Below are 18,475 nucleotides of genomic sequence, written 5' to 3'. Positions count from 1 at the left end.
ATCACAATGTCAAAAATAGGAATAGTGATAGAGCGCGAATACATGGAGCGCGTCAAAAAGAAAAGTTTTATCATCACCACGCTGCTGATGCCTCTGTTGATGCTTCTGCTGATGGCCATGCCGGCGCTGATCATGAGCTATGTCGACTCGTCGGCCGCTACGGTGGCTGTGATCGACAATACAAGGGTGATACTGCCGGAGCTGAGAAGTTCGGAAGATCTGAGATTCTGTCCGGCGGTCGATGCCACGGTGGATTCGGCGCTGACCCGCGAGGGCATAGACGCGGTGCTGGTGATTCCTGAGAATATCATCGACAATCCGCGTGCCGGGCTGAAGTACTACACCAGCGGTCCGTCATCGGTAGGCACTGAGGCCGGAATCACTGACCGCATCAACAGCATCATCGAGGCCCATCGGCTCAAGGCTTACAATATCGAAAATCTTGATGAGATTCTGAGCAGCGTGAAGAGCGATGTAAGCCTCACCACTGTGCGCGCCGACAAAGACAGCGAGGAGAGCAACTCGTCGATGTTCAGCTACGGCATAGGCATTGCCATGACTTTCGTTCTCTATATGTTCCTGCTGATCTACGGGCAGATGGTGATGACATCCATAATCGAGGAGAAGGGCAACCGTGTGCTCGAAGTGGTGGTCTCGTCAGTGAAGCCCGTGCAGCTGATGATGGGCAAGATCATCGGCGTGGCGCTTGTGGCAGTGACGCAGATGGTTATCTGGGGAGTGCTGCTCTCGGTCATGTCGGCCTTCGTGCTTCCAGCGCTTGTTCCGGCCGATGCGATGGCCGATGTGGCGGCTGTGCAGAGCGGCCATTTCGACCAGGTGGGCGATTCTTCGTCAATCGAGATCATCCAGGCCATCGGGATGCTCGGTAATGTCGGCAATATTGTTACGCTGATGGCGCTGATGACGGTGTTTCTGGTGTTCGGCTTCCTGCTCTATTCGTCGATTTTCGCAGCCGTAGGATCAGCCGTCGACAATATTCAGGATGCCAGTCAGCTGACATCATTGGCCGTGTTTCCGATTCTCTTCGGACTGATTTTTGCAATGGTGGCCGCCGCAGACCCGATGGGGAGCGTGGCGTTCTGGATGTCGATGTTCCCGCTGACATCGCCGATGGTGATGGTGGCCCGCATACCGTTCGGGATTCCGGGCTGGGAAATAGCGTTGTCGCTCGTGCTTCTTGCCGCGGGGTTTGTGGCTATGGTCTGGCTTGCCGGAAAGATCTACCGCGTGGGCATCTTCATGTATGGCAAAAAGCCTTCGGTCAAGGAACTTGTCAGGTGGATCAGATATAAGTAGGGCGAAAGCATGAAAAGCAAAATATATACGCGCGCGATTAAACTTTTGAGACGCTCGCTTGTCTAAACTATATCACAATATCTCTCACACACTATGAATATCAAGCGTATTTTCACATTCTTAGCCGGAACTCTGGTTGCAGCCGGAGCGGTGTCGGCACAGTCGTATTACGATGACGACATATATTTCGACGCCTCCAAAGCCAGCAAGCCAGCCCAGAAAACGGCCAAAAAGAACAATAATAGGACCGCAGTTGTGGTCTATGACTATCCGTCGGCTGACAATTATATGGTCAGCGGCACCCGCACCATCAGCGTCGATGACTATAACCGGCGCGGAATTTTTGCGACCGACTCTCTGACGGCCGACACTACCGCTACTGACTTTGCCTATACCCGACGCATAGAGCAGTTCTACAATCCGGAGATTGTAAGCGGTTCAGGAGATGAGGAACTGGCCAATATCTACTATATGGAGCCCGACCAGGTCAATATCTACGTGAATACCCCGTCGGCCTATTGGGGATATGACTATTTCTATCCCTACAACGCCTGGGCATCGCCTTACTGGTATAACAACTACTGGCGCTGGAACTCGGCATGGTACTGGGGATCATGGTATGATCCTTACTGGGCCTGGGGATGGGGACCGTCATGGGCTTATCCGGGCTGGGGTCCGGGTTGGGGCTATCCGGGCTGGGGTCCAGGCTGGGGCCATCCGGGCTGGGGCTGGGGAGGTCCGGTCTATACCGGTCCGCGTCGCGCTCCGAATCTTCTTGCCGGCCGTCATCCCGGTGTGGGCAGTGCCGCCCGTCCGTCGTCAAGCGGACGGCGTCCCGGATCTTACGGCTATACAAACAGCCGTCCGGGTGTGTCGACCAACCGTCAGCCGGCAGTCACCAACCGTCGGCCCAACGTGACCACCAACCGCCGTCCGGCCACCAATCAGCGTCCGAACAATAACAACAATTATAACAATAACAGCAACTACAACAATTACAATCCCAACAGCATCGGCGGCCGTTACGGCACAGGCAGCTATGGCTCCGGCAGTTACGGCGGCGGTAGCCGCGGAAGCGGAATGGGGTCAGGCGGTGGCAGCCGCGGCGGACGCGGTCGTCATTGATCAGAAGTATAACACAAAAACACTCACACTCACAAACTTCAGCTTATGAACAAGAAAGTATTGGCAGGGATGCTGGTAGCTCTTCCGTCAGCAATGATGGGCCAGACTGCACTCGATGCGTTTTCGATTTCGCAGACCGATATGCGGGGTAGTGCCCGCTTCATGTCGATGGGCGGTGCGTTTACCGCTCTCGGCGGTGATATCTCGACACTCAATCAGAACCCCGGCGGTATCGGTGTCTACCGCAGCAGTGACATCACGGCCACTCTCGATGTCACCTTCAAATCCGGAAAATTCAATGCCGGAGCAGGTTCCCAAAGTTGGAACCACACCGGTGTGGCCTGCAACAATTTCGGCTATATCGGCACCGTGAACCTTGGGTCGAATTCGGTGATGCCGTTTTTCAACTGGGGTGTGAGCTATTCGCGTGCGGCCTCGTTTGACCGCCGCTACCGCGGATCGCTCGGTTCGATCAATACCTCGCTGAGCAACTTCGTGGCTGACAATACCAACCGCACGTTTGTCAACAACGGCGGCATACCTCCGCAGCAGATGCAGTTTGTGGAAGGCAGCGATTATAATCCTTACTGGGACGACTACAACGGAAATCCCTATGCGCCCTGGCTGAGCACTCTGATGTACACTGCCGGAGCCATCAATCCGCTTACCGCCAACAGCTCCACTTATAACGGTCTCTATGACTATCAGAAGTCTTCTGGCTTAGCATCTGTGGAGGTCGAGGAGAAAGGCTATGTAGACGAATATGCCATAGACTTCGGTGGCAATATCTCCAATACGGTGTTCTGGGGCATAGGCTTCGGAATTACTGACGTGGAGTTCCGTTCGCGTTCATACTACTCAGAGAGCATCAACAATGCTATGGTTCCCGGATCGGCCTATGACGGCGGCTTTGTCACCGGTACGGCTGACTATACTCTTGCGAACTATAAGCACATCTGGGGAAGCGGCTTCAATTTCAAAGCGGGTGTGATCCTCAAGCCGGTCAATGAATTCCGCATCGGTGTGGCAGTGCATACTCCCACCTATTATAATCTTTCATATGAAGGCAGCGGCCAGCTGGGTTATCTCTACGATTCTTCCGAATATGCCGAGCCGGTTTCCGGCACAGCGGTTACGGATGACGGCTATATGCGTGAATTCGACTGGAAATGCCGCACTCCGTGGCGCTTCATGGTCGGAGCGGCCGGTGTGATAGGCGGACGCGCAATCATCAGTGCCGACTATGAATATCGCGCAAGCAATGACATCAAGGTCCAGGATTATGAAGGCACCGATTTCGCCGATGTCAACGGTGATATCAAGAACTACTACAAGGCTACCAACATCATGCGTCTCGGTCTGGAGTATCGCGTGACACCACAGGTCAGCCTCCGCGCCGGCTATTCCTATGAATCATCTCCCGTGACTACCACGGCTATGACCGGATATACCACCAACGGACAGGCGATAGATGCCAACGATGTCTACACTTCCGGCCCTGACGACACCGAGACTCAGCCCTCGTACACCTTTGACAAGGCCACTCAGTATGTGACCTGCGGTATCGGCTACCGCTATAAGAATGTGTATGCCGATCTGGCCTATGTCCACCGCCACCGTTCGGCCAAGTACAGCGCGTTTTCGAACTACAACGAGTATGGCACCGACTACTACGTGCCTGCACCGACCGGAAAGGTTTCGGATGACAACAACTCGCTTGTGCTCACCGTAGGCGTGCGCTTCTGATAACAACTGATTTATTCACAACAGCTTTTTAACAGCCCGCAAAACGAATGGCAAAAAAGAGTTCGCGACCTGCCCGACGCATAGTCGCGGATCGGAATGACAACATAGATCTCGACAATCCCGAATTCATCAAAGCCTGGGAATTGTTGCAGCACACCAAACAGTCGATTTTCCTGACCGGCAAGGCCGGAACGGGAAAATCGACTTTCCTGCGCTATATCACTGCCCATACCCGTAAGAAATATGTGGTGCTCGCACCGACCGGAATCGCGGCGGTGAATGTGGGCGGGGTCACTCTCCATTCGTTTTTCAGGATTCCGTTCAAGCCTATAGTGCCCGGCGATCCTGACTTCGCGCCAAACCGCATCAAGGAGCGAATGAAGTATCCCGGAAGCCTTGTGAAACTCATACGCGAGCTCGAACTGATAATTATCGACGAGATCTCGATGGTGAGGGCCGACATAATTGATTTCGTGGATCTGCTGCTGCGCACCTATTCGGGCAACCAGCGGGAGCCGTTCGGCGGCAAGCAGCTGCTTTTTGTGGGCGACGTGTTTCAGCTCGAACCGGTGCTTACTGGCGATATGCGCGATATACTGCGCAAGTTTTACCGCGATGCGTTTTTCTTCTCGGCCCATGCGTTTGACAGGATAAATCTCGTGCCGATAGAACTGCGCAAGATCTACCGTCAGAGCCAGGGTGAATTCGTGGAACTTCTTGACCGGATACGTATGGGCGCTGCTACGGCCGCCGATATCTCGCGGCTGAACTCGCGCTGCGTGGCGCTGTCTCTGCCTGTGGAGGGGGAGGAGAAACCCACCATGACTCTGGCCTCGCGCCGCGATATGGTTGATCAGATCAACGAATCGCGTCTGGAGGCCATTGACAAGCCGGTGTTTACATTTATCGGCGAGATAAAAAAAGATTTCCCTGAGAATTCGCTCCCTACGGATCTGGAACTGTCGTTGAAAGAGGGTGCGCAGGTGGTTTTCATCAAGAATTCGCCTGACAGATTCTGGGTCAACGGCACGATCGGCACTGTGACCACTCTCACGCAGGATCTGCTTGAAGTGAGGCTTGAAAACGGCGAAATCCATGAAGTGGAACCCGAAAAGTGGTCGAATATAAAGTATTCGTTTGATGAGAAAACCAACAAGATCATAGAGACGGAGCTTGGCAGTTTCACGCAGTATCCGGTGAAGCTGGCCTGGGCGCTTACCATCCATAAGAGCCAGGGGCTGACGTTCAACAATGTCATAATCGACCTTGGCCGCGGGGCATTTACCGGCGGACAGACTTATGTAGCGCTCTCACGCTGCCGGAGTTTCGAGGGACTGACGCTGAGGTCTACCGTGGCCGAGAGAGATATCTTTGTGAATCCGGCCATTCTGAATTTTAGCCGTTCGTTCAACGATCCGATACTGATTGACGGGGCCATGCGCAAGGCTCATGCCGAGGAGTGTTACGAAAATGCTCTCGCCAAGGCCGACGAGGGGGATTTCAGCGAGGCTTTCGATCTGTTTGCCGAAGGACTGAGAGCGAAAAGCATTCTTGACAACAAGAGTGCCATGAGGCTTGCCAGAAGCAAACTGGCCGTGATCGGCAAACTCAGAGAGAGGGTAGCGCAGCTTGAGTCGGATATAGCTGCTGACCGCGAGCGTTTCCGCGACATGGCTATGGAGTACACCTCGCTTGGCGATGACTGCCGTATAGACGAGATGCCTCTGCCGGCCATAGCGAACTATGACAAGGCTCTTGCTCTGTTGCCGGGCCATATCCCGGCGCTTTACGGCCGTGCGCTCGCAGCCATCACTCTTGAGGATTACAGTCGTTCGCTTGATGATCTGGGAGAGGTGGTGAGGCTCGATCCGGCTAATTTCGATGCGATGGTGCGCATGGGAATGACCTATTACCGCATGGATGATGTGCATAATGCTATGGACCGCTGCCTGGTGGCTCTGTCGCTGAGCGAGACCGCCGACTGTCCGCGTCAGGCGCTTCACGGTCTGCATTCGCTGTTGGCCGACATATATGACACTGCCGGCGATAAATCCTCGGCCCACCATCACAGAGAAATAGCGCGCCGTCTGCGCAAGTGAGGGGCGTCACGAGGCTCGACTCTCCAAGAAGCTATTTAAAATTTACGATAAGAGTTTAAACAGTTTCTTAGATTTCATCCATAAAAGCATAAAAAAAGAGGTTGCGTCGTGGTGAATACAAGACGCAACCTCTGTTTGGTTTTGCACATATGGATCAGGCGCAGAGACCTGTTTCCGATGCGGAGCCAGATGCTTATTCAGCAGCAGCCTCTTCGGCGGGAGCTTCTTCAGCGTTTGCTGCAGCTTCAGCCTCGGCAGCTGCGGCAGCAGCTTCGGCTTTCTTCTTGGCTACTTCTTCAGCCTTGGCTTTGTTTTTAGCTACTTCAGCTTCAAGACGAGCCTTTTCGTCGAGCTCTTTCTTGTCGGCCATAGAAGCGCGGAACTTGTCGACAGTCTGCTGCTTCTGAGCTTTCCAGGCTTCGAAACGACGCTGAGCTTCAGCTTCGTCGAAAGCGCCTTTCTTCACACCGCCCTGGAGATGCTTCATGAGAAGAACACCTTCGTTAGAGAGGATGGTGCGTACGGTGTCGGTGGGCTGAGCACCAACGTTAACCCAATACAAAGCACGCTCGAAGTTCAAAGTTACTGTAGCAGGATTAGTGTTCGGATTATAAGAACCTATCCTTTCAATAAATTTACCATCTCGTGGTGCCCTGCTATCGGCGATAACAATAGGATAGAACGCATAGTTCTTGCGACCATGACGTTGCAGTCTGATTTTTGTTGCCATTAATTTGTGATTTGTATTGATTAATTCGGGCGCAAAGTTACTGCTTTTGCGCGTGATTGCCAACCGTTGAGGCCTGACAATGCGGTGGATTGGGATTGTATTTAAGTATATTTAACATCTGTGGTGGCTTTTTGTCTGCTCAGGTCCGGAAAAAGGACGGCTTGCGGGAGCCGTGGCCGGGATCTTGCAAGCCGTCGGAATGGATATGGCTACTATTGTGTGGTGGAAGTGGCAGTTGCTGCGTATTAGTTTGACTGTAGGTTACGGGGGTGGTAGAGCCAGCCTCTGTATGGCGTTCCCATCGAGCGGACAATGCGGTGCCAGTAGGGGTCTTCCTCTCCACGAAGCAGATCGCTGACGGATGGGATGTCGGTGACGGCCCATACGTTTTTGCGCAGTTCCTCGTCGAGCTGCTCCACTCCCCAACCGCTGTATCCGATAAAGAAGCGCATGCTACCTTCAAGGGCATAGCCGTCATTGACAATGGAGATCATGGTGTCGAAATCGCCTCCGATATAAAGACCGTCGACTATCTCGCGCGACGAGGGGATCAGATCGCCGAGCGTGTGGACAAAATACAGCCGCTCGCATGACATCGGACCGCCGCAGTAGACGGGTATCGTGACCGATGCGGTGACGGAGGGAAGGAGGTCCTGAAGTGTGTAGCTGGTGCGGTTGTTGAGCACTATGCCCATAGCTGATCCGCGTTCTTCGTAGTCGACAAGGCAGATGACGGAATGGTGGAAGTAGCGCTCTCTCAGAAACGGTTCGGCGACAAGAAGCGATCCGGCGTGCGGAATGGCACTCCGGTTTATGTCTATGTTGAAAATCAGTGATTCAAAGTCGAGCATGGCCTGATTGTTTTTTTTTTGACAGCCTCTTGTCCGGGCTGAGTCCGGTGTGCGCATGGATATAGCCACGGTGCGCTCAGGCGAGCTCGCCGATGAGTGTGGCGGACGATGAGCCGGTCACGCGGACTCTGACCGTGTCGCCCACACGATAGTCGCCGCGGGGGAAGACAAGGGTCTTGTTCTGCTGGTTGCGTCCCACAAACTGTTCGCGTGAACGCTTGGAGACTCCTTCGACCAGCACATCGAAAGTCTTGCCTACATCGCGGGCATTGCTATCGCGCGAGAGTTCGTTCTGCACGGCGATCATGCGGTTTAGGCGGTCGATCTTCACCTCTTCGGTTATGTTGTCAGGCATGGTGCGGGCTGCCAGTGTGCCTGGGCGTTCGGAGTATTTGAACATGAATGAGGAGTCGAAGCCCACCTCGCGCATGAGCGAGAGAGTTTCCTGGAAGTCTTCTTCGCTCTCGTCATGGAATCCGGTGAAAAGGTCGGTGGAGATTCCGCAGTCGGGAATTGCCCGGCGGATTGCCTCGATGCGTCCGAGATACCACTCGCGGGTGTATTTGCGGTTCATGGCCTTGAGCACTTTGTCGGAGCCTGACTGGACGGGCAGGTGTATGTGTTTGCAGACGTTTGGCTTTGAGGCTATGACTGCGATGATTTCGTCAGACATGTCCTTGGGATGCGAGGTGGTGAAGCGGATGCGCATTTCCGGGGCTGCATCGGCTACCATTGCCAGCAGGCGGGCAAAGTCGATGGTCTCGCCGCTTTCGGTCTCGTAGCGGTAGCTGTTGACGTTCTGTCCGAGGAGGGTGGCTTCCTTGAAGCCGCGGGAGCGGAGATCGGCGAGTTCAGCCAGGATGCTTTCGGCCGAGCGCGAACGTTCGCGGCCGCGGGTGTAGGGGACAATGCAGTAGGAACAGAAATTATTGCATCCGCGCATGATGCTGATGAAGCCTGAGACGGTGTTGCCCGTGATGCGGGCGGGTATAATGTCGCGATATGTTTCTGTGGTGCTCAGCTCTACGTTGACGGCCTTTTCTCCGGCTTCGACTGAAGCGAAAAGGTTTGGAAGGTCAAGGTAAGAGTCAGGTCCGGCCACGAGATCAACGCCGTGACGTTCGATCAGCTCCTCTTTGACTCGCTCGCCCATGCAACCGATCACTCCGATGATGAGTTTCGGCAGATCTTTGGAGCGCTTTCTGCGGAGCGATGCGAGGTAGGCCAGGCGGGAGACTATTTTCTGCTCGGCGTTGTCGCGGATAGAGCATGTGTTGAGCAACACAGCGTCAGCTTCTTCCGGAGTAGCCGCCATCTCATAGCCTACGGTCTCCATGATGGAGGCCACGACTTCACTGTCTGCCACATTCATCTGGCAGCCATAGGTTTCTATATGTAATTTACGTGATTGTGTCATATTTTTAAGGTGGAAACTTTGGCGAAAAGCATAAGAATCCGTAATTTTGCTACAAAATTAAGAAAAACCGCGCAACGGGCAATGGAGAAACTGATATTATTCCTGATAGTATTCGGTGTCGGTTCGTTCTTTGAGTACCTCAAGAAGAAGAGGGAACAGAGAGCGGACAGCGTTGCGGGTAAAATTTTCGGCTCCGCTCAGGCATCAGAAACCACAGCCCGGACAGTGGCCCCAAAACCCAGGCGCAAGCCAAAGAAGGCGGAGCGCAAGCCGCCTCTGCCGGTCAGCTGTGTTCAGACTCCTGCGGATGCCGGGATCAGCCGCCTGTCACAGCAGCCGCCGGCATTGCCTGACGAAGTAGGCTCGATATTCGACGAGAGCCCGATTGACGAAGCCGGAAAGAACCAGGAGGTCTTTGCCTCCGGAAAGCAAGAGCAGGATCTGAGCGAGCATTATCAGCGCTGGCGCCGGGCTATAATTGACAGTGAGATTCTCCAGCGTAAATTTTAGCCTCTACAGATAGAACAGAACAAAAATCAAAACCGATCATTCGAAAAATAAATCTCTCCTTCACCTCCTAAAGAAAATTCAGAAAAAAGAAAAGTTATGAAATTCCCCATCCTGACTCCGGAAGAAGCCGCAGAACTTTTTTTCCACGATGCAAAATGTGGATTTTCCGGTTTTACCGCCCCCGGATCGCCTAAAGTGGTAACCCAGGCCATAGCAGCCAAAGCCGAAAAGCTTCATGCCGAAGGCCAGCCTTTCAAAATCAATATCATCACGGGAGCCTCTACCAGCGACAACTGTGACGGCATTCTCGCCCGTGCGAATGCCATCGGCAAGCGTACTCCCTATCAGAACCACCCGGATCTGCGCAAGCGCATCAATACGCATGACGCCCACTATTTCGACCTGCATCTTTCTGAAGCCGCTCAGAAGCTGCGCTACGGATTTTTCGGTGATCTCGATCTCGCGATCATCGAGGTGTCTGACATTCAGGATGACGGCACTGCAGTGGTAGGCACAGGCGTGGGCAACGTTCCCACGATAGCCCGCATGGCCAAGAAGATCATCATAGAGCTTAACGAAAAACTGCGCCACGCCCTCCACGGACTCCATGACATCTATCTTCCGCTCGATCCCCCCAACCGTGGCGAGATACCCATCTTCAAGGTAAGTGACCGCATCGGTTCTCCCGTGCTTAAGATCGACCCGGAAAAGATTGTCGGTGTGGTGATGAGCGACCACTATGAAGGTGTCAAGGCTTTCACTCCGCTTGACGAAACCACCAAGATGATCGGCGCTAACGTCTGCCGCTTCCTTATCGAGGAACTTCGTCGCGGCGGCATCCCCAAGAGCTTCCTTCCGCTTCAGTCCGGTGTGGGCAATGTGGCCAATGCTGTGCTCTACGGTCTTGCAGACGCAAAGGAGATTCCTCCGTTCGAAATGTACACCGAAGTAATCCAGGATGCTGTGATCGACCTTATGAAGCAGGGCCGCTGCAAATTCGGATCGACCTGCTCGCTGACCGTCTCCAACGATGTTGAGGACGAGGTCATCAGCAATATCGAGTTCTTTAAGGAGCACGTGGTTCTTCGCCCGTCGGAAATCTCCAACAATCCTGAGGTCATCCGCCGACTGGGGGTGATCTCCATGAACACAGCTCTTGAAGCCGACATCTTCGGAAATATCAACTCGACCCACGTGACCGGCACACGCATGATGAACGGTATCGGCGGTTCTGGAGACTTCACCCGCAACGCCTATATCTCAATTTTCTCCTGCCCGTCGATCACCAAGGAGGGCAAGATTTCAAACATTGTGCCTATGGTGTCACACGTAGACCATACCGAACACTCGGTAGATATCATTGTGACCGATCAGGGTATCGCCGACCTCCGCGGTCTTGACCCGGTTGAACGCGCCCATGAGATCATCAACAACTGCGCGCACCCGATTTACCGCGAACTGCTCAACGATTATCTGAAACTTAGCACCCGTGGCGGTCAGACTCCCCACACTCTCCACGCCGCACTCGCTTTCCACACCGAGTTCCTCTCGTCAGGCGACATGCGCAACGTGGACTGGTCGAAATTCGCTTAATCCACACCGACTGACGCCGCAGACTCCGCGGCACAGAGATCATAATCCAATCCGCCTTCGGTATCAAGAGTATGATGCCAAAGGCGGATTGCGTTTTTTTGCTGCAGTGGATATGACTCTTCATTTCAGTTACAAAGCTCGCTATGCTCTTTCAATTCAGAGCCATATCCATCTCAAATCTTTCGCTCAGATTTTAACTGTTGTTATGAAACACTCTCTTATCGGTTATTTGTAGCCGGATTGCGAGAGTGTGGTCTCGGAGTCGTAGAAGGCGGGAGAGAGGAGGTCGGGGAGCGCTATGGCGTGGCGGTCGAGCGTGGCGGATATTATGCGGTGGCCTATGAAGCGCCCTATGGCTCCTGGCGACCGGGGATTTATGGCTGAGGTGAACGGGGCCGGGCTTACGAGCATCGCCGCCAGCTGAGGATCGGTTGAGAATATCATTTTCTGTTCGGCCATTGTCTGCCAGACTCGATGCTCGTTGGAGTCAGCCCATTTCATCGCTTCGGTGTCATATCCAAGGGCCTGCTGCTCGCTGAGGCCGCAGATCTGCATGACGGCTTCTGTGACGGCTCCTTCATAAAGCATGCGTGAAAGTGCTGTAGGATATTCAGCGGAGGGGCGATAGGGATAATTGCCGCGGACTATGGCTTCAGCTATGTCAGGCAGGAGCCTTTCAGGGGTCTTGCTGGCGCGGATATAGTCAGGGAAGTAGGCGTAGGGCGGATAGTCTGAGCCTAAATAGTGGTTGAGGCCAAGGTAGAGGAGGGAGTCGACCGTGAAGACTGACTGATTGAACGGCGAGACTATGGCTATGACCGATGGAAAGCGATTGCCGGGAAAGAGTTTCTCAAAACTGAATCTCATGCGGCCCAAGCTGTTTTCAAGCGGCTGCATGTCATGCCAGACGGAGTCCATAGCCCGGTCATGCAGGCGGATGGCGGGATTGCGGTTGTAGACGTGGATTGCAGAGTCGGTCAGCTGACCGTAGCCGGAGAGAGAGAAGAGGGTGGCGGCTGCTGATTGCATGGCCGGATCTTCCGGCATGATGTCGGCCCGCAGGGCAAGGTCAAGGCGCCTGATCTCTACCGGTTCTCCTGCCCGGCTTCCGGAACATGATGATAGGAATGTCACCGGTATGGCAAGCATGACGGCCACATATATTATATATAAGGTGTAGTATTGTCTGACGGGAAGAATCATGGGGAGTATATGTACTGTTTAATTGTTCAAAAGTAGCTATTTTTTGCCATTAATGCACAAAATCGAGGCTGAGAAATGGCAATTAGGGATAGTTTTACTAACTTTGCCTAAAATTTGGCAAACCAGAAAATTCTACATGTCACTGTCACGAATCATAAAGCAGCTTCTACTTATACTGCTTCTGCCTGCATTGGCTCTGTCAGCCGAAGGCAAGGAGTTTACGGTAGTCATAGATCCCGGCCACGGAGGTAAGGATGCCGGAGCTCTCGGACGGAAGACAAATGAGAAGACCATAAATCTGGCAGTAGCCAAACAACTCAGAGATCTGCTGAGGTCAAACATGAACGATGTCAATGTCATCATGACACGCAGCAATGACACCTTTGTCACTCTTCAGGGACGTGCTGACATGGCCAACCGTAAGCATGCCGATATTTTCATTTCGATACATGCCAACTCGGTCGACAAGAAATCGCCGATGTTCACAAGCGTGAACGGAGCTGCGGTCTATACTCTCGGACTTCAGCGCAGCGAAACGAATCTCAGTGTAGCTATGCGCGAGAATGCAGTGATGAAACTGGAACCGGACTACTCGACGACCTATGAGGGGTTCGATCCGTCGTCGGCTGAAAGCTACATAGCGTTTGAGATGATGCAGCATGCCAATCTCGATCAGAGCATAGAGCTTGCGGAGGCTGTGCAGAATCAGCTTGTCAGAACGGCCGGCCGCAAGAACAACGGTGTGCGCCAGGCTCCTTTCTGGGTGTTGGTGCGCACGAGCATGCCGGCGATACTTGTGGAGCTTGATTTCATCTGTAATCCTGCTATGGAGAAGTTCATGGCTTCGGAGCAGGGACAGAAGAAGCTTGCACTGGCTATCTATCGCGGAATTGAAAAATACCGCAAGGTCGCTGACAAGCCGGCGGACTCACGGAAGGAACGAGTGGTGGCCGACTCAAGACCTGAGGAACTGCCGTCATCAGGCGCTGCGCAGTCAGGCTCTGAAACAATAGCCGGTAAAAAAGCTGAGAGCAAGGCCGCCGCCGCCGCTGCCGATGCCAAGGACAGAATTGTATATAAAATACAGTTCCTGACAGCCGGCTCGCCTCTGCGCAAGGGCGATTCGAGGCTGAAGGGTCTCTCGCCGGTTGAATATTATAAGGATGGAAATATGGTCAAATACACCTACGGATCATATTGCTCCCAGGCGGAAGCATCCAAAGAACTGAAAAAAATAAAGAAATCATTCCCTGACGCATTTGTCATCAAGACATGCAACGGGAAACGCATCAAATAACCCAGACTCATGAAAAAAATACGGACCAAGGAATTCATCATAGGTGCCAGTGTATTGCTGTCGCTGCTGATTCTCTTCTTCGGAATTGATTACCTCAAGGGTATCAATGTTTTTAAATCGGCCAATTACTATTACGCCTCCTACACGAATGTGGCAGGTCTGTCGCAATCGGCTCCGGTCACTCTCAACGGTTTCAAGGTGGGGCTTGTCAGAGAGATCAGCTATGAGTATGACAATCCCGGACATGTGGCTGTCGAGCTCAGTCTTGACAAGCAGCTGAAGCTTCCGGAAGGCACAAAGGCCGCTCTTGTCACCGACATGCTCGGCACTTCGAGCATTGAGCTGCAGATGGGCACAGGCAAGAATTTTTATGAGATCGGTTCTAAGATAGAGGGTGTGGTCAACGGAGGCCTGATGGACCAGCTCGGCGGAGACCTGATGCCGACTTTGGCCAGAATCGCACCTCACATCGACTCGCTTGTTGTTGCGCTGACCACCATAGCAAGTGATCCGGCTCTTCTAAGATCCGTGCAGCGCCTGGACGATATCATGGCTAACCTTGAAGTGTCGACCAAAAATCTTAACGCGGCTATGGCCGGCGTTCCGGCTTTGGTCAACACCGCCAACGGAACCATGACAAACGTGAAGGAGATCTCTGCCAATCTCACTCAGATCTCGGCGGCTCTCGCGGTGGTGTCAGAGGATCTCAAGACAATGCCTCTTGACTCGACAATGCGCAATATCAATAATATAACAGCCAATCTCGACCGCGCTACCCAGCAGCTCAACTCTACAAATTCGTCGCTCGGTCTGCTGCTCAACGATTCGGAACTTTATAACAATCTGAACAACTGTGCCGCGCATGTGGACAGCATTCTGATCGACCTTAAGAAGAAGCCCAAGCATTACATTCCGTCTATCAAAATATTCTGACACAGCGGCCTCAGTCAGAATAGAAATATACAGTAAAAAAAACTCCGTCGGTGCGAGAAAATGCACAGGCGGAGTTTTTTATCCGTAATGGTATATGAGTTTCTGGCGGTTGGTATGGCATCGATCCTCTGGTCTGCCTCAATCTTCAGTCGGGCGATTTCAGGAGGATGGATCGGAGGTCGTTGCGGGATATTACGCGAATTTCGGTCGGACCGTAGTCAATGAGGCCGCGTTCTTTCATGGAGTCGAGGGTGTTGATGAATGACGAGCGCTGCACGCCGAACAGTGAGTAGAGGTCTCGCTGGCGGCAGGCGAGCACTATGTCTTTGGCATCGCGCTGGGTGAGGGCGATGATCCAGAAGGCGATTCGTTCTTCAAGAGATCCTGATGTAAGAGCGACAACTCCGTCAATGGCTTTCTGGGCGTTGGTTGAAATGAAGTTAAGATAGTTGAAGAGGCAGACTTCATCGCTGCGGATAATGGAAATGAAGTCGTTTTTTTCGATTTCCATTATAGATACGGTGTCAATCGCTGTGACGGAGGCCGGGAAGAGGGTATTGCGCCCGAAGAGAAAGTCGGGAGAGATTACCGATGGCGCTTCGAGAGTCTGGCTTACAATGAACCGATCGGAGCTGTTGCGGATGGAGAGTCTGACTTTGCCGCCGATCACAAACATGAGTCTGGTGCAGGGATCGCCGGCCATGACTATTTTCTCGCCGGGCAGAAACTTGAGGAATGCAAGGCGGGTGCCGCCCACAATCTCAGATATACGGTTATAGCTCACGCCGTTAAACAGCGGAAGCCCCATAAGATTCTCATACATGCTGTTGAGTGCCATAGACGCTATGTTTTTATTTCTATCTATATTAACGGATTTTGGAAGAATTTAGTTTTTCCGTTCTATAGAATTGCCATTTGCCCGGTTACTTTCCGGAGTTTTCGCGGCGCATTTTGAAATAGAGCTGGGCGGAGTTGATGGTGTTCTGCCAGGCCACATAGGCTGCCGGGGCTACGGACGATACCGGATGTAGATAGGTGAGGGCCATCCATATGGCCAGGACCGTGTTTTTCTGGCCAAGTCCCTGTGCCCCTGCAATCTTGTCGCCGCCGCGGCGTCCGATCTTGCGTCCGATCCAGAATTGGGCGCAGCAGACTATGCCGGAAAATATGGCGAGGATGATCATTTCCGGGATGGCTTCAGTGGGCTCGTCCATGATGAAGCTGACGGCGCGTCCGACAACTATGAAGAGCGAGACAGCCCAGATGTAGAACGAGACGGCCTGCTTTTCGGCAACCGCGCGGTGGACTTTCGGTAAGATTTTAAGCAGACACAGCGCAAGCACGAGCGGGAGGATTATAAGCGGCATGACTTTGGCTGAGATTGTCAGCAGGGCGTCGGAGAAGGGGATGCCGGCATCGCTTCCCATGAGGGTGAAAATTACGGGGGCGAGCAGAGCGACCGCGATGTTGGATATTATAGAAAATGTAGCCAGGCGCGGCACACTGCCTCCGAGCATCCCGGTGATGACGGGTGCGGCTGTGGCGGTGGGACAGAAGACACAGATGAAGGTGCCTTGAGCCACATCGACGCTCATGGGGGCGATGATGAAATAGAGTGCCAGTGCTCCGATGATCTGCACGGAGAGCAGGCTCCACGACAGAGCTGTGATCCTGAATTCATGTGGTTTCACACGGCAGAATGTGATGAATAGCATGATGAAGATGAGGTAGGGGGCGATGAATTCAATCTGTACCATGAAGTCGTGGAAGAGCATCCCGGCTACCATTGCGATAGGGAGTATCCAGGGCTTGATGCGCTTGCGTAAAAGAGCGATGTTCATAAGTAACTTTTACTATCGGGGTGCAAAATTACCGAATTAATCCGGTAAAATTTGTATGTTTGCAATTTAAAACGAATTGAAAATTTTTATGGCAGACAATTATCTTGAAAAGCGGATGGAGGAATACCGAGCCGGGAAGCTGACTTCGAAAGGTGGAAAGACTTATGTGGCCCGGCAGCGTAAGGCCGGAGAATTTGTGGTGGCCTTTCCGCCAATGAGTGTGCTTGTGCTCTGCGAGGATGCCGCCCTCGTCAGCCGTGTGTGCAGCTGTTTCCGGAAAGCGGATTTCCAGGTGGCTTTCTGTATGACAGACCGACGTGAGGGGACTCGCATAGCCCAGAGTGCCGGATGTCGGTTCTATCCGGTGGACTCAGGCGATGCGGGGCAGCTCAACGGGGTTGTCGACGATCTGGCCGATCGTTGGGGTGCTGTCGATGTCGTGGCTGACCTGCGCGGGCTTACCGATGAAGAGTTTGGCGATTCGGCCTGCGAGGTGGCCTCGCTTCTTCTGCTGCATTCTCATCCTGATTTCAGGCTGATAGCTTCGACTGAACTGAATCTTTGAGGTGTGGATTTTTTTGATTACCTTTGTATGCTAATTTTCAATATAATTCAAAACAGTAAATAAACAAATCATTATATCATGGCTCTTCAATGTGGCATAGTGGGACTTCCCAACGTGGGCAAGTCAACATTGTTCAACTGTCTGTCAAACGCAAAAGCTCAGTCGGCCAACTTCCCGTTCTGTACTATCGAACCCAACGTGGGTGTGATCACCGTTCCTGACGCTCGTCTCAACAAGCTTGTCGACATGTGTCAGCCGCGTAGTGTGGTGCCTGCTACAGTCGAGATCGTGGATATAGCCGGACTTGTCCAGGGCGCGAGCAAGGGCGAGGGACTTGGCAACAAGTTTCTGGCGAATATCCGTGAGACGGATGCCATTCTCCACGTGTTGCGCTGCTTCGATGATGACAATGTGACGCATGTCCACAATACTGTGGATCCTGTCCGCGACAAGGAGATCATAGACTACGAGCTGCAGCTCAAAGATCTTGAGACTGTGGAAAGCCGTATGGCAAAGACTCAGAAGCAGGCTCAGACCGGAGGCGACAAGGTGGCCAAACTGCAGTATGAGGTGCTGAAGAAGTATCATGATGCGCTTTCGCAGGGCAAACCGGCGCGCACGGTGGAGCTGGAGACTGTCGACGAACAGAAATTCGCCCATGATCTTTTCCTGCTGACGAGCAAGCCGGTGATGTATGTCTGCAACGTCGATGATGCATCGGCTGTAGGCGGCAACAAGTATGTAGAGGCTGTCCGTGAGGCTATCAAGGACGAGAATGCCCAGCTGCTGATCGTAGCTGCCCAAACCGAGAGCGAGATAGCCGAACTTGACACCTTTGAGGAGCGTCAGGAGTTCCTGGCCGAGATCGGTCTTGAAGAGTCGGGTGTGGCCCGTCTGATCCGTGCGGCTTATGCGCTGCTCAATCTCCAGACATTCTTTACAGCCGGTGCCGATGAGGTCAGAGCCTGGACATTCATGCGCGGCAGCAAGGCTCCGCAGTGTGCCGGCGTGATCCATACCGACTTCGAACGCGGCTTCATCCGCGCGGAAGTGATCAAATATGACGATTATGTGGCTCTCGGAACTGAAAGCGCGGTGCGCGATGCCGGCAAGATGGCAATCGAAGGCAAGAATTACGTTGTCCAGGATGGTGATATCATGCACTTCCTGTTCAATGTCTGACCCGATATGAGGCTTCTGTAGCGGGGCGTTTCCGGCGCTGATGTCTGATCGCCCCGCAAACAGCCT

The 18,475-nt window shown here is 53.1% G+C and carries 16 protein-coding genes; 10 read left to right on the top strand and 6 right to left on the bottom strand.

Annotation, left to right across the window (positions count from 1 at the left end):
• Positions 1 to 6 precede the first annotated feature (6 nt).
• From FDZ78_RS02185 to FDZ78_RS02170, 4 genes are all read left to right on the top strand, one after another.
• The gene (locus FDZ78_RS02185) at positions 7 to 1,317 is read left to right on the top strand and encodes an ABC transporter permease (protein ID WP_107031331.1); all 1,311 of its coding nucleotides are present in this window, start codon (positions 7 to 9) and stop codon (positions 1,315 to 1,317) included.
• 93 nt (positions 1,318 to 1,410) lie between these two features.
• Positions 1,411 to 2,442, top strand: a complete 1,032-nt coding sequence (locus FDZ78_RS02180) for a hypothetical protein (RefSeq protein WP_136409005.1) — start codon at positions 1,411 to 1,413, stop codon at positions 2,440 to 2,442.
• Between the two features lie 45 nt (positions 2,443 to 2,487).
• Complete coding sequence (locus tag FDZ78_RS02175; RefSeq protein WP_107031333.1) at positions 2,488 to 4,188, top strand: outer membrane protein transport protein; 1,701 nt, start codon at positions 2,488 to 2,490, stop codon at positions 4,186 to 4,188.
• Positions 4,189 to 4,235: 47 nt separating this feature from the next.
• On the top strand, positions 4,236 to 6,287 hold the full coding sequence (locus tag FDZ78_RS02170) for an AAA family ATPase (protein ID WP_136409004.1): 2,052 nt from the start codon (positions 4,236 to 4,238) through the stop codon (positions 6,285 to 6,287).
• Positions 6,288 to 6,480: 193 nt separating this feature from the next.
• Here the strand turns inward: FDZ78_RS02170 and FDZ78_RS02165 are convergent, their stop codons facing one another.
• The 3 genes from FDZ78_RS02165 to miaB all read right to left on the bottom strand — a co-directional run bounded on the left by FDZ78_RS02165 (position 6,481) and on the right by miaB (position 9,285).
• Positions 6,481 to 7,017 carry a 30S ribosomal protein S16 gene (locus tag FDZ78_RS02165; protein WP_107031335.1) on the bottom strand — a complete coding sequence of 179 codons (537 nt, stop codon included), beginning with the start codon at positions 7,015 to 7,017 and terminating at the stop codon, positions 6,481 to 6,483.
• 245 nt (positions 7,018 to 7,262) lie between these two features.
• Positions 7,263 to 7,868: a YqgE/AlgH family protein gene (locus tag FDZ78_RS02160; RefSeq protein ID WP_168182140.1), complete on the bottom strand. Its 606-nt coding sequence runs from the start codon at positions 7,866 to 7,868 to the stop codon at positions 7,263 to 7,265.
• A 76-nt stretch (positions 7,869 to 7,944) separates the two neighbouring features.
• Positions 7,945 to 9,285, bottom strand: coding sequence for a tRNA (N6-isopentenyl adenosine(37)-C2)-methylthiotransferase MiaB (miaB, locus tag FDZ78_RS02155; RefSeq protein WP_107031337.1), 1,341 nt, complete (start codon positions 9,283 to 9,285; stop codon positions 7,945 to 7,947).
• Positions 9,286 to 9,366: 81 nt separating this feature from the next.
• Between miaB and FDZ78_RS02150 the strand changes: the two genes are divergently transcribed.
• Positions 9,367 to 9,795, top strand: coding sequence for a hypothetical protein (locus FDZ78_RS02150; protein WP_136409002.1), 429 nt, complete (start codon positions 9,367 to 9,369; stop codon positions 9,793 to 9,795).
• A gap of 96 nt (positions 9,796 to 9,891) precedes the next feature.
• Positions 9,892 to 11,388: a succinate CoA transferase gene (locus tag FDZ78_RS02145; protein ID WP_107031339.1), complete on the top strand. Its 1,497-nt coding sequence runs from the start codon at positions 9,892 to 9,894 to the stop codon at positions 11,386 to 11,388.
• Between the two features lie 225 nt (positions 11,389 to 11,613).
• Here FDZ78_RS02145 and FDZ78_RS02140 read toward each other — a convergent pair whose 3' ends face one another.
• Positions 11,614 to 12,591 carry a hypothetical protein gene (locus FDZ78_RS02140; RefSeq protein WP_107031340.1) on the bottom strand — a complete coding sequence of 326 codons (978 nt, stop codon included), beginning with the start codon at positions 12,589 to 12,591 and terminating at the stop codon, positions 11,614 to 11,616.
• A gap of 136 nt (positions 12,592 to 12,727) precedes the next feature.
• Here FDZ78_RS02140 and FDZ78_RS02135 point away from each other — a divergent pair, with 136 nt between their 5' ends.
• Positions 12,728 to 13,888 carry an N-acetylmuramoyl-L-alanine amidase gene (locus FDZ78_RS02135; RefSeq protein WP_136409001.1) on the top strand — a complete coding sequence of 387 codons (1,161 nt, stop codon included), beginning with the start codon at positions 12,728 to 12,730 and terminating at the stop codon, positions 13,886 to 13,888.
• A 9-nt stretch (positions 13,889 to 13,897) separates the two neighbouring features.
• A complete protein-coding gene (locus tag FDZ78_RS02130; RefSeq protein ID WP_136409000.1) occupies positions 13,898 to 14,821 on the top strand; it encodes an MlaD family protein in 924 nt (307 codons plus the stop codon).
• A gap of 145 nt (positions 14,822 to 14,966) precedes the next feature.
• Here FDZ78_RS02130 and FDZ78_RS02125 read toward each other — a convergent pair whose 3' ends face one another.
• Entirely contained in the window at positions 14,967 to 15,659 is a 693-nt protein-coding gene (locus FDZ78_RS02125; RefSeq protein ID WP_123398999.1) for a Crp/Fnr family transcriptional regulator, read from the bottom strand.
• 85 nt (positions 15,660 to 15,744) lie between these two features.
• Positions 15,745 to 16,662 carry a transporter gene (locus tag FDZ78_RS02120; protein ID WP_136408999.1) on the bottom strand — a complete coding sequence of 306 codons (918 nt, stop codon included), beginning with the start codon at positions 16,660 to 16,662 and terminating at the stop codon, positions 15,745 to 15,747.
• Positions 16,663 to 16,750: 88 nt separating this feature from the next.
• Between FDZ78_RS02120 and FDZ78_RS02115 the strand changes: the two genes are divergently transcribed.
• Complete coding sequence (locus FDZ78_RS02115; protein WP_107031345.1) at positions 16,751 to 17,227, top strand: hypothetical protein; 477 nt, start codon at positions 16,751 to 16,753, stop codon at positions 17,225 to 17,227.
• A gap of 78 nt (positions 17,228 to 17,305) precedes the next feature.
• On the top strand, positions 17,306 to 18,409 hold the full coding sequence (ychF, locus tag FDZ78_RS02110; RefSeq protein WP_107031346.1) for a redox-regulated ATPase YchF: 1,104 nt from the start codon (positions 17,306 to 17,308) through the stop codon (positions 18,407 to 18,409).
• The last annotated feature ends 66 nt before the right edge of the window (positions 18,410 to 18,475 follow it).

This window comes from Duncaniella sp. B8 (assembly GCF_005304985.1).
Classification (GTDB): Bacteria; Bacteroidota; Bacteroidia; order Bacteroidales; family Muribaculaceae; genus Duncaniella; species Duncaniella muris.
The sequence above is the reverse complement of the archived record's forward strand: the minus strand, read 5'-3'. Positions and strand labels throughout refer to the sequence as shown.